At 67.1% G+C, this 12256-nt stretch carries 10 protein-coding genes; all 10 read right to left on the bottom strand.

Translation table 11 applies throughout. The features are described from left to right. Nucleotides 1-20 precede the first annotated feature (20 nt). The 10 genes from kdpC to RZV17_RS03985 all read right to left on the bottom strand — a co-directional run bounded on the left by kdpC (nucleotide 21) and on the right by RZV17_RS03985 (nucleotide 12189). A complete protein-coding gene (gene kdpC, locus RZV17_RS04030) occupies nucleotides 21-671 on the bottom strand; it encodes a potassium-transporting ATPase subunit KdpC (RefSeq protein ID WP_355607436.1) in 651 nt (216 codons plus the stop codon). Nucleotides 672-674: 3 nt separating this feature from the next. Continuing rightward, nucleotides 675-2723 carry a potassium-transporting ATPase subunit KdpB gene (gene kdpB / locus RZV17_RS04025; protein WP_355607433.1) on the bottom strand — a complete coding sequence of 683 codons (2049 nt, stop codon included), beginning with the start codon at nucleotides 2721-2723 and terminating at the stop codon, nucleotides 675-677. Between the two features lie 12 nt (nucleotides 2724-2735). Further along, nucleotides 2736-4550: a potassium-transporting ATPase subunit KdpA gene (gene kdpA / locus RZV17_RS04020; RefSeq protein ID WP_104580970.1), complete on the bottom strand. Its 1815-nt coding sequence runs from the start codon at nucleotides 4548-4550 to the stop codon at nucleotides 2736-2738. A gap of 15 nt (nucleotides 4551-4565) precedes the next feature. Then, entirely contained in the window at nucleotides 4566-4658 is a 93-nt protein-coding gene (locus RZV17_RS04015; RefSeq protein WP_039408212.1) for a potassium-transporting ATPase subunit F, read from the bottom strand. 1277 nt (nucleotides 4659-5935) lie between these two features. Then, nucleotides 5936-7516 carry a CocE/NonD family hydrolase gene (locus RZV17_RS04010; RefSeq protein ID WP_355607429.1) on the bottom strand — a complete coding sequence of 527 codons (1581 nt, stop codon included), beginning with the start codon at nucleotides 7514-7516 and terminating at the stop codon, nucleotides 5936-5938. A 514-nt stretch (nucleotides 7517-8030) separates the two neighbouring features. Next, nucleotides 8031-9005, bottom strand: coding sequence for a thiamine-phosphate kinase (thiL, locus tag RZV17_RS04005; protein ID WP_184371675.1), 975 nt, complete (start codon nucleotides 9003-9005; stop codon nucleotides 8031-8033). A gap of 223 nt (nucleotides 9006-9228) precedes the next feature. After that, nucleotides 9229-9699 (bottom strand): transcription antitermination factor NusB, encoded by a 471-nt coding sequence (gene nusB, locus RZV17_RS04000; RefSeq protein WP_184371670.1) that lies wholly within the window; start codon nucleotides 9697-9699, stop codon nucleotides 9229-9231. Further along, on the bottom strand, nucleotides 9696-10160 hold the full coding sequence (gene ribH, locus RZV17_RS03995; protein WP_003490334.1) for a 6,7-dimethyl-8-ribityllumazine synthase: 465 nt from the start codon (nucleotides 10158-10160) through the stop codon (nucleotides 9696-9698). Before ribH ends, nusB begins: the two co-directional genes overlap by 4 nt. 290 nt (nucleotides 10161-10450) lie before the next feature. Beyond that, on the bottom strand, nucleotides 10451-11590 hold the full coding sequence (gene ribB / locus RZV17_RS03990) for a 3,4-dihydroxy-2-butanone-4-phosphate synthase (protein WP_104579080.1): 1140 nt from the start codon (nucleotides 11588-11590) through the stop codon (nucleotides 10451-10453). Continuing rightward, on the bottom strand, nucleotides 11587-12189 hold the full coding sequence (locus RZV17_RS03985) for a riboflavin synthase (protein WP_047697646.1): 603 nt from the start codon (nucleotides 12187-12189) through the stop codon (nucleotides 11587-11589). The genes ribB and RZV17_RS03985 overlap by 4 nt, the downstream gene beginning before the upstream one ends. Nucleotides 12190-12256 lie beyond the last annotated feature (67 nt).

Raw genomic sequence — 12256 nt, 5'->3', positions numbered from 1 at the left:
AAAGGCTACAAGCATCGCTTCTAGTGCGGGTGCTTTGTTTCGCCGTCGCTTCCAGCTTCGCCACTTCCCGCCGCATCCAATGCGAGGTTCAGCGCCAGCACATTCACTCGCGGCTGGCCGAGCAGGCCGAACTGGGGTGGCTCGATCGCAGCCTGCAGCAGCGCGCTGACGCGTGGTTCCGGCCAGCCGCGGGCAGCGGCGATGCGGCGCACCTGCACCTGGGCACCGGCCGGGCTCAGGTGCGGGTCCAGGCCGCTGCCGGACTGGGTCAGCAGTTCGCCGGGCACTGCGTCCGGGGCGATGCCGTCGCGCGCGGCGACCTCGGCACGGGTGGCGGCAATGCGCGCCTGCAGATCCGGGTTGGAGCGCGCCTGGTTGCTGCCGGCGGCCGCGGTGAGGTCGTACTTGGCCGCCGATGGGCGCGGCTGAAAGTAGCGCACATCGCTGAAGGGCTGGGCGACCAGGGCCGACCCGATCACGCGCGTGTCCTGGCGCAGCAGCGAGCCGTGCGCCTGGGCCGGAAACAGCGCACCGGCGATGCCGGTGGCGATCAGCGAGTAGGCCAGGCCCAATCCCAACAAGATAAACAGCGCCAGCACGATCGATGCGCGTACTGCGCCGTCATCGCGCAAGGGCAGTGTGGTGGCAGTGGTGATGGAAGATGTGGTCATGGCTCAGGCACCCAGGGTGGCGGCAAGCGCCAGGTCGATCAATTTGATGGCGGCAAACGGCAGCAGCACGCCGCCCAGCCCGTAGATCAGCATGTTCCGGCGCAACAACGCGGTGGCGCTGGACGGACGAAACCGCACGCCGCGCAAGGCCAGCGGAATCAACGCCGGAATGATCAGGGCATTGAAGATCAACGCTGCCAGCACCGCGTGACGTGGGCTCGATAGCTGCATCACGTTGAGCGCGGCCATCGACGGGATGGCGGCGGCAAACAGCGCCGGCAGGATCGCGAAATACTTGGAGACGTCGTTGGCCAGCGAGAACGTGGTCAACGCGCCACGCGTGATCAGCTGTTGCTTGCCCACTTCCACCACCGCCAGCAGCTTGGCCGGATCCGAATCCAGGTCCACCATGTTGCCGGCCTCCTTGGCCGCCTGCGTGCCGGAGTTCATCGCCAGGCCCACGTCGGCCTGGGCAAGCGCCGGTGCATCGTTGGTGCCGTCGCCGACCATCGCCACCAGCCGCCCACCGGCCTGCTCGGCGCGGATGCGCGCGAGCTTGTCTTCCGGGCGCGCCTGGGCGATGTAGTCGTCCACGCCGGCTTCGGCGGCAATGGCAGCGGCGGTGAGCGGGTTGTCGCCGGTAATCATCACCGTCTTGATGCCCATCGCACGCAGCTGCGCGAACTTTTCCTTGATGCCCTGCTTGACCACATCGCTCAGTTCGACCACACCGAGTACATGCCGGCCTTCGGCCACCACCAACGGGGTGGCACCGCCACGCGCGACTTCTTCGATACGCCCCTGCAATTCCGGCGACACCGTGGCGCCCTGCGCCTGCACATAGACCACGATCGCATCGCCGGCGCCCTTGCGGATGCTGCGCCCGGCAAGATCCACGCCGGACATGCGCGTCTGCGCGGTGAAGCCGATGAAATGCGCGCCCTCCGGCTCGACCGCCACGGCACCCTGCTGGCGTGCCAGCTTGACGATGGATTTACCTTCCGGCGTCGGATCGGCCAACGAGGCCAGCATCGCCGCATCGCGCAGTTGCGCACGGTCGATGCCGGCCAACGGATGAAACGCAGTGGCCTGCCGATCGCCGTAGGTGATGGTGCCGGTCTTGTCGAGCAGCAGCACATCCACGTCGCCGGCCACCTCCACTGCCTTGCCGGACTTGGCCAGCACATTGGCCGACAGCGCGCGGTTCATGCCCGCAATGCCGATCGCCGGCAACAAGCCACCGATGGTGGTGGGGATCAGGCACACCAGCAGCGCGATCAGCAGCAACGGATCCAGCGTGACGCCGACGAACCCGGCAATCGCCGGCAACGAGGCCACCACGATCAGGAAGGTCAGCGTCATCGCGGCCAGCAACAAGGTCAGCGCGATTTCGTTGGGTGTCTTCTGCCGGTTGGCGCCTTCCACCAGCGCGATCATGCGATCCAGGAAACTCTGGCCGGGTTCGGCGGTGACCTTGAACACGATCTCGTCGGAGAGCACCCGCGTGCCGCCGATCACACCGCTGCGGTCGGTGCCCGCCTCGCGCAGCACCGGTGCCGATTCGCCGGTCACCGCTGCTTCGTTGATCGTTGCAACGCCACGCACGATCTCGCCATCGGCCGGTACGAATTCACCTTCGGACACCATCACATAATCGCCCGGTCGCAGCTCGGCGGCGGGCACGCGCGTCTCGCGCCCGCCCAGTGCGGTTTCCACCCGGCGTGCCACCAGATCCTTGCGCGCACGCCGCAACGAGGCGGCCTGGCCGCGGCCACGCGCTTCTGCAATGGCCTCGGCGAAATTGCCGAACAGCACGGTGACGAACAGGATCGCCGTCACCGCCCAGCCGAAGCCGGCATTGCCATGCCCGCTGGCGGTTATCACCGCCGCCAGCGCCGTGCCGCCCATCACCACCGCCATCACCGGGCTGCGCAGCAGATGCCGCGGCGACAGCTTGATGAAGGCCGCGCGCATCGCCGCCATCAGCACGGCAGCGTCGAACAACGCCGCGTCGCCGCGCGCGCGTTTTTCAGTCGTATCGATCGTAGACATTGCTCAAGACTCTCAGGACGCCGCCAGGGCGAGGTGTTCAGCGATAGGGCCCAGCACCAGTGCCGGCATGAACTGCAGCACGGTCAGCACCAGCACGATGGCCATCAGGGTCAGCGCAAAGGTAGGCGTCTCGACCTGCAGGCTGCCAGCCGACTCCGGCGCGCGCCGCTTCACTGCCATGCGCGCGGCCACCATCAGCGGCAGGATCAAGGCCGGATAGCGCCCCAGCGCCAACACCGCCGAGCAGCTCAGATTCCACCAATACGTTGCATCGCCCAGGCCTTCAAAACCGGACCCGTTGTTGGCGAACGCCGAGGTGTACTCGTAGAACACCTGGCTGATGCCATGGAAACCAGGATTGGAATTGGCCGTGAATGCCGGCACCGCCAGCGCCACTGCGGTGAAGCCCAAGACCACCAGCGGCTGCAGCAGAATCAACAACGCAAGCAACTGCACTTCGCGTGCTTCGATCTTGCGGCCGAACAATTCCGGCGTACGTCCGGTCATCAACCCGGCCAGAAACACGCTCAGCAACAGATACACCACGAACTGCTGCAAGCCACAGCCAATGCCGCCCCAGATGGCGTTGATCAGCATGTCGACCAACGTGACCAGGCCGCTCAACGGCGCCAGCGAATCGTGCATCGCGTTGACCGAGCCGTTGGAGGTCTGCGTGGTCAATGCCGCCCACAACGCCGAAGCATCGGCACCGATGCGCACTTCCTTGCCTTCCATCAGTGCGGGCGAGCCCGCGCTGGCCGAGTGCGCTTCGGACCACAGCAACAATGCAGTGGACGCGGCCGACATCGTCAGCATGGTGCCGAACACCAACGCAGTGAGGCGCTTGCGCCCGGTCAGAGAGCCGACCATGAACACCACGCTCATCGGCAGCAATACCAATGCGAGCGTTTCAAGCAGATTGCTCAACGGCGTGGGGTTTTCCAGCGCCACTGAACTGTTGGGGCCATACCAGCCACCGCCGTTGGTACCGAGCTGCTTGGCCGCCACCATCGCCGCCACCGGGCCGACCGGAATGGTCTGGCTGGGCATGCTGGCACTGCCATCCAGGGGCGTTGCGGTCGCCGCGCCCTGCAAGGTGGACGGCACGCCTTGCCAGCCGAGCAGCACGCTCCACAACAGGCACAGCGGCAACAGCACGCGCACGCTGGCGCGGATGACGTCGGCCCAATAATTGCCCACGTCGGCGTCAGGCGAAAGCGCTGCGTCAGGCGTCGGCTGCTGCCATCCCTGCCGCATTGCTGCTGCGTCCGGATCGGGCTGAGCGACCATCTGCATCCGCGTGGTCGCCGTCGTATCCAATACCGGCAAGGCATCGGGCAAACCCGCGGCCACTCGCCCACCGAACAACGCGCGCAAGGTGGCCACCGCCAACGCCAGGCCCATCATCGGCGTCACCACTTGCAGACCGACGATGCCGGTCATCTGCGCCAGATACGACAGCTGCGCCTGACCGGAATAATGCTGCTGGTTGGTGTTGGTGACGAACGACACCATGGTGTGCAGCGCCGTATCCCAGCGCAGGTTCGCGATGCCGTCCGGGTTGAACGGCAGCCAGGCCTGGGTCATGAACACCACCCAGGTCAGCACGCCGACGGCCAGATTGCTGAGCAGAAAGGCCACGCTGTAGCCGCGCCACGACATGCCCTGCTGCGGACGCGTGCCGAGCAAGGCATACAGCGGACGCTCGATCCAGCCGAATAACGCATCGCCGCGCATCGGCGCGCCGCGCATCACCGCAGCCAGATAACGGCCCAGGGGCCACGCCAGCACGATGGCCAGCGCATAGACAAGAAAGGTTTCACTCATTGGAGCGCACTCGCATCAGAAGTCTTCGGGCCGCAGCACCACGTACAACAGGTAGGCCGCAGCAACGAGTACGGCCACGCCGCACAACAGGGACATCCAGGCAGGCATGGGCTACTCCCCCAGACGCGCACAGCGCGTCGCGTTGGATGCGAGGTGCGACGGCGTAGGCAACGGGCGCGTGCCAACACGGCAAAGCGCTGCCGCACCGTGCGCGCCGCGCCGATGGAGCAGACAGGTCAAGGGATGCATCAGGATCGTCCACGGCGGAACCGCTCCGCCACTGCGCGCAGTCTCTGCCTGCCCGGCGTAAAGTCGCTATGGACCTGAATTGGCCGCCGCGTAAATTCCGCATAAATCATGCAATGCGGATGAGCTGCAGGCACGTTCCTGCCAGGTCGAGCCGAGGCCTGCGAGCGTGCGGTGCCCACGCAGGCCCTGGACACCTACGCTGCCACATTCCGAACAGAGAAGGCTCGGTGGCGGCATCCATGCCGCCAACGGTCCAGCAACCCATGAGGACACCACGCCAGACAGTCGGCTGGTGGTTTTGTCGAAGAATCAAGACAGCGTGTCGCGGCTTGTCGTTGCTCGTTGAAAACTTTGCGCACCGACCAACGCGACTGGTCCTTGCCCGCCCACCGTCGCGGGACCCTTGGCGGCATGGATGCCGCCAAGGAGCTATAGGGACGTACTTGCAGCGTGTCCCGCGATGGTGGGCGGGCAAGGGCCCTGCAGCAAAGGCGAAGATGATCCGCTTTCCACCTGATCTGCCGGTATTGAGCAGTCAGATCGAGACGGCTGCACTGTGCGTGTCGCGATCGCTTGGCTGTCTTCACGTCTGGTCGAATGCGCGGCGCCCTCACCGCTTGCGGGACACGCCGTGAATCCGTCCGTGGAGGCTCGGTGGCGGCATCCATGCCGCCACACGGTCCCGCAAGCGGCGAGGACACCACGCCAGACAGTTGACTGGTGGTTTTGTTGAAGAGCAAAGACACCGCGGCACCAGCTTGCTAGTCGCTGGTTGAGATCCATGCACATCGACCATCTCGACTGGTCCTTGCCCGCCCACCGTCGCGGGACCCTTGGCGGCATGGATGCCGCCACGGAGCTTACAAGGACGTACTTGCAGCGTGTCCCGCGATGGTGGGCGGGCAAGGGCCCTGCAGCAACGGTGCAGAGCTGCAGCTTTGACGCTCTAAAGCTCTAAAGCTCTGAAGCTCTGAAGCTCAATCATCCAGGCTAGCAATCATTCGCCAGCGGAAGGTTCTTGAGGTCATGGCGTTGCCTGGCTCCGAACCCTGGCGTGTCATCCGATACCTCCGCATGCGGAACCCAGGCCCACCCCACTCCACGAAAACGCCATGCGCCGCACGCTGGTCGACGCATTAACGCAGCGGCAGGTTCAACACCGAAGGCGTCGCCACCGGCGAGGAGAATGTCACCGTGCCACCGCCGTCGCTGGCATCCGTGTAACGCGCATCGCGGGTATCGATCACCAGCACCAGCCGCTGCCCCTCAGGAATCTCTGTTGCTGCCGCTTGCAGCTGCCAGTCCAGCGTCACCGCGCGGCCGGGCGTTGCATCGCGCAGCGAATACGGCGCATGCGTGATCAGGTGCGCCACGCCCAGGGCGTCCATGCGATACAGATATGCGAACAGGCTCACCTTCGGTTGGCTGGGTACCACGGTCACTCGCAATGACGGGCTGCCCGCCAGCCGCCGCGTACCGTTCGATGGCGAGCCCACCCACACCGCAGCACCGGCGCGGTTGACCAGCGGAATCGAGGTGGTCACCGGCACGCCGATGCCCTGCAGCAGGCCGCTGACCAGCACCACGCCGGAGTCTGCCACCGTTGGCACATCAGTGGCGATGCGCGACTGCCAGCCACTGGCAGTGCCGCCGATCAACCCACCGGTCGGACTGAGCACGCCGGTCGGTGCAGACAGTCCCAGGCGCGTGCTGCCCTGCTGCACCGCCGCCCAATCCGCATATGCCAGCCATTGCCCGGCGCGCGGCGACAGCCGCACCGGTGCCTCGGCGTCCACGCCGTTCCGCAGCTGTTTGAGATGGCGATCGAACCAGCGCGTGGCCGCCGTATAGACCTCGTTCGGCAGCCCCAGCGCGCCGGGCAACTCCGTGGTGGCGTGATCGCCCTGACTGAGCAGCAACTGCTTGGGGCCGCGCAGCTGATTGAAGAAGGCAATCGTCTGGTTCGGCGGGAACAGCCCGTCGTTGAAGGCATTGCCCAGCAGCACGGCGGTGCCGCGCGCGTTGAGGGCCGCCACGTCGGTGGCCGGGCTGCGCGAGGCGGCCTGCGGCAGGAAGCCCTGCACCGCGCCGTCGTAATCGCCTTGCGCAACGCGTGCGCCGATCTGCGCCAGATCCGGTCCCGGCCGCCCGGTCAGCGCGCCTGCGCCCACCAACAGACCGACACCCTGCTGGCTGACGGTGCGATTGGAATACAGCGACGCCTCCAGGTTCGCCCAGCCGCTGAGCGCCGCCACCGCCTTGATGCGCGGGTCGCGCTCGGCGGCCAGCAGGCTGATGCCCGCGCCGTAGGAGATGCCCGACGCACCGATCGCATCGGGATTGGAGGGCGTGTGCGCCAATGCCCAATCGATCACCGCACTGACGTCTTCCACGGTGTCCTGCCCGGCAATGTCGATCTGCCCGGCCGAGTCCCAGAACCCGCGCGAGGTGTAGCTGACGACCACGTAGCCATCGCTGGCCAGCTGGGTAGCCCGGCCCAGGTATTCCAGGTTGGGCAACGACCAGCTGGCCGGCATCACGATCAGCGGAAACGGCCCGCTCCCCTGCCCTTGCGGCACCAGCACCAGTGCGCCCATCGGCGCCCCATCCCAGCCGGGGATGCGTTCGTAGGTCTTGCTGAAAGCGCCCGCAGTTGCTGACGCCGCCGCGACCAGCAACGCGATGGCGGCGATGCCTCGGATCCAAACCCTGTTCATGCTGCTCTCTCCCACGCGAGGCCGGGCCGGGATGGCCCAGCGGCGATTGCCATGCATCCGTGGTTCGGGGAGAGCGCCGAGCGAACGTACCAGACGGTACGGTGGGGCTCAAGGGCCGGGAATCGGGAATGGGGAGGCGAAGATAAGGGCCAGCCTGGTCCCCGTTGGCGCAGGCAATCGCCTGTCTCAGATCCGGATCGGCACGGCAGGGCACGTCCACTTCTCGCCTGCGGGAGAAGTGTCAACGAGCGGATGTGGCGAACACGGCATTCGCAATTCTCGAATCCCGGCCCGACTCGATGCGCACGCGCGTCGCTGCCGGGGCGATCGTGCCTGCGGTTGCTGCGCAAGCAGCAGAGAAATTGGCGCTGCAGCTGCGCGATGAGGGCCACGAAATCGTCGAGACAACGTCACTCGGTCCGATGATCGAAGCACCTGCTGCTGCGCGCCGCATCACCCCGCCGCCGCTGCCATCGAGCAGCGCAGCATTCGCGCCTGCAGCAATCCTTACGGGTCAGCCGACGAAATGCTGGTATCCGCGCTGCGGTGGTTGCCAGGCACGGCCCTCGGCGTCGTGCACCACCACGCCAGGCGCGGCTGTGATCCGACCGAGGCGCGTGGCCGCGACGTCGGCAAATGCCAGCGCCTGCAGCACGGCGTCGCGGTGCTGTGGCGCGGCGGTGAAACACAGCTCGTAATCGTCGCCGCCGCCCAATTGCCAGCCGGTGCATTGCAGTGCGCTGATTCCTGCGCTGCGCGCCATCGCCGGCAAGGACGCTGACGCCAACTGTGCGCCCACACCGCTGCGCTCGCACAAGTGGCCCAGATCGGCCAGCAGACCGTCCGAGACATCCACGCAGGCGTGCGCAAGACCCCGCAAGCGCAGGCCGGCCTGCACCCGTGGTTGCGGACGCAGCAGCCGGCCACGCCAGCGTTCGTGCACCGGATCAGCCGCCACGCGCGTGACATCCAACTGGCCCGCCTGCCATAACGACAACGCCGCCGCCGCCTCGCCGAGTGCACCGGTCACCCACACGTCATCGCCCACGCGCGCGCCATCGCGACGCAGCGCCGCACCCGGCGGCACGCTGCCGATGGCAGTCACCGCACACGACAGCGGCCCGCGCGTGGTATCGCCGCCGACCAAGGCAATCTCGTGCGCATCTGCCAGCGCGAAGAAGCCATCGGCAAATGCCTCCACCCAGGCCAGATCGTCGTGCGGCAACGACAGCGACAACGTGCACCAGCGCGGCTGCGCGCCCATCGCGGCAAGATCGGACAGATTGACGGCCAGCGTTTTCCAGCCGAGATCGTCGGCGCGCGTCTCAAGCGGAAAATGCACCCCGGCATTGAGCGTATCGGCCGTGATGGCCAGTTGCTCGCCTGCCGGCGGTTGCAGCAATGCCGCGTCGTCGCCAATGCCCAACGGCACGTCGGCCCGCGTGGCAATGCGCGCGCGCAGACGGGCAATCAGATCGAATTCAGGCATTTGAAGGGCCGGGATTTGGGATTGGGCATTCGGGATTGGTGACAGCGGGCTTTGCGAGGTATGGAACGACAGCCGACCAGCTGCACCATCGATGGATGCGGCAGGGCAGGGTGGCGTCGCTCAAGCCACGGCTGGGCCGCTCAAGCGAAGGCGCTAGCACCTTGCATTACAGGCACCGTCGCTCGTTGCCAATCCCGAATCACCAATGCCGAATCTCGGCGCCTCAGGCACCCGACTCCACCTTGCGCCACTCCACCGCCGCGCGATCGAGCACGCCATTGACGTAGGTGTGCCCATGTTCGGAGCCGAAGCGCTTGGCGGTTTCGATCGCTTCGTTGATCACCACGCGGTACGGCACGTCCTGCCGGTACAGCAACTCGTAGGCCGCCAGGCGCAGTACTGCACGCTCGATCGCATCGACCTCTTCCACGCCGCGGTCCAGATACGGCGTCAGCGCGGTATCCAGCTCCACGCGATTGGCAATCACGCCATCGACCAGGCTTTCGAAGTACGCCAGATCAGCCACCTCGTGCGCCTGCTCGTGCGCAAACTGGGCGATCACCTGCTTGGCGAATCCGCCGGAAATCTGCCACGCATACACTGCCTGCAGGGCGCGGCGGCGCGCACGCGAGCGCAGCACCGGGTCGATGCCGTCGCGACGGCCGTGGCGGGCATGTCCACCGGACTTGCTCATGGCAACAACTCCATCAGATTCACCAGTTCCAGCGCCGCAAGCGCGCATTCCTCGCCCTTGTTGCCGTGGCTGCCGCCGGCACGCGCCTCGGCATCCTCCACGCGCTCCACCGCCAGCACGCCGTTGAGCACCGGCACGCCGGTCTGCAACTGCACGCTCATCAGGCCTTCGGCGCACAGGTCGGCCACGTGCTCGTAGTGGCGGGTATCGCCACGGATCACGCAGCCCAGCGCGATGATCGCGCCATGCTGGCCGGACTGCGCCACGCGGTTGGCAGCGATCGGGATTTCCCAGGCGCCGGGCACGCGGATCACGTCGATGGCGTCCTCGCCGATGCCGTTGCCGGCCAGGCTCTGGCGCGCGCCGGCAACCAGCACGTCGGTGATGCGGGCATTCCAGCGGCTGGCGATGATCGCAAAGCGCGCGGTGGTGGGGCGGAGATCGCCTTCGTAGTGGGTCATGCGGGTCGGCAACTCGAGGGGGCGGGAAGTTTAACAGCTGCCGCGCCAGGCCCGGCCGCCGCGTGCAGGCCGGGTCCCGCACAAGCAGACCCGGCCATCCGGTTCAAGACACAGACGGGGCGGCGACTCGCCGCCGGTGCGCCAGCTGGCGCAGCCCACGGCGGCAACCGGCCGCCGACACCGGGCCGGGACACGACTGACGGCGCGCGCCGCCAGCCCGGCCTCAGCACCGGCAGCGGCCGGGGTCTTCGGGGCGGATCAGCTGACGGCGGCAATGGCTCGCCGCCAGCTCAGGGGACCGCGGACGGCGGCACTGAGCGCACGCCTTCGCCGGGATGGCACTCTAGGTACTCCACCACCTCCAGCCCGAACCCGGCCAGACCCACCTGCCGGCGCGGGGTGCCGAGCACGCGCAGCTTGCCCAGGCCCAACTCGGCCAGGATCTGCGCACCGGCGCCATTGCGCCGCCACTGGCTTACATCCTTGGCGTTGGCCGCAGCTTCGGGCTGCTGGCGCAGCCGTGCCAACAACGATTCGCTGTCGCGCGGGGCCGACAGCACCACCATCACCCCCTGCCCTTCGGCGGCGATCGCGCGCAAGGCATCGGTGGCGGCCACGCCGAAATCCTCGCGCTGCCAGTGCAGCAGGTCGGCCAGCGGGTTTTCCACCTGCACCCGGACCAGCGTGGGCGTGGCCGGATCAGCAGCGCCGCGCACCAGGGCAAAGTGCAGGTCGTGGGCGATGCGGTCGCGGTAGGTCACCAGCTGGAACGGGCCGAATTCGGTACTGATCTCGCGCGCGTCCACCCGCTCGACGGTGTGCTCGTTGGCCAGGCGGTAGGCGATCAGGTCGGCGATCGAGCCCATCTTCAGCCCGTGCTCGCGTGCGAACACTTCCAGCTGCGGGCGACGCGCCATGCTGCCGTCCGGGTTGAGCACTTCCACCAGCACGCCGGCCGGCTCCAGCCCGGCCAGCATCGGCAGGTCGCTGGCGGCCTCGGTGTGGCCGGCACGGGTCAGCACGCCCCCGGGCTGGGAAATCAGCGGGAAAATGTGGCCCGGCTGGCTCAGATCCTGCGGCCGGGCATCCGGGCGCACTGCGGTACGCACGGTGTGCGCGCGATCGTAGGCCGAAATACCGGTGGTCACGCCCTCGGCCGCCTCGATGCTGACGGTGAAGTTGGTCTGGAACTGCGCGGTGTTGTTGCGCACCATCGGCGCCAGCCCAAGCTGCGCACAGCGCTCGCGGGTCAGCGACAGGCACACCAGCCCGCGCGCGTGGGTCACCATGAAGTTGATGTCCGACGGCTTGACCAGCTCGGCGGCCATGATCAGGTCGCCCTCGTTTTCGCGGTCTTCGTCGTCGACGATCACCACCATGCGCCCGGCACGCAACTCTTCGATCAGCTCGGGAACCGGTGCGAAGTTCATGCCGCACCCCGCGCGCCGAGCAGGCGTTCGACATAGCGCGCCACCAGGTCGATTTCCAGATTCACCGCCGCGCCCACCGCGGTTGCGGAAAACGCCGTGTTGGCCACCGTATGCGGGATCAGCGCAACCTCGAACCCGTCTTCGTCCACCTCATTGACGGTCAGGCTGACGCCGTCCACGCAGATCGAGCCTTTTTTGGCCACATAGCGCAGTACCGATGACGGAGCGGCAAACCGCCAGCGCTGCGCCCGTGCATCGCCATGCACCGACTGCACCTGGCCCAGACCATCCACATGCCCGCTGACCAGATGCCCACCGAGCCGGTCGGTGGGCCGCATCGCGCGTTCGAGGTTGAGCACCGCGCCTTCGGGCAACGCACCCAATGTGGTCAGCGACAGGGTTTCGGTGGACGCATCGGCCTGGAAGCTGGTTGCGTCGAACGCGATCACGGTCAGGCACACGCCATTGACCGCGATGCTCTCGCCCAGCTGCACGGCGTCGAACGGCAGGCTGCCGGTGGCGAAGGTGAAACGCACATCGCCGCCCTGCGGCTGGCGCGCGGCCAGGCGGCCGACGCCTTCAATGATTCCGGTGAACATCAGCTCGCCCCCTTCTGCAGCGAGCGCTGCGCGGACGTCGGGCGGTGGACAGGTGCATTACAGCGCA

Origin of the sequence: Xanthomonas cannabis, assembly GCF_040616535.1 — a bacterium.
GTDB classification, from domain to species: Bacteria; Pseudomonadota; Gammaproteobacteria; order Xanthomonadales; family Xanthomonadaceae; genus Xanthomonas; species Xanthomonas cannabis.
Note: the sequence above shows the minus strand (reverse complement) of the source record. Positions and strands in the feature narration are given on the sequence as shown.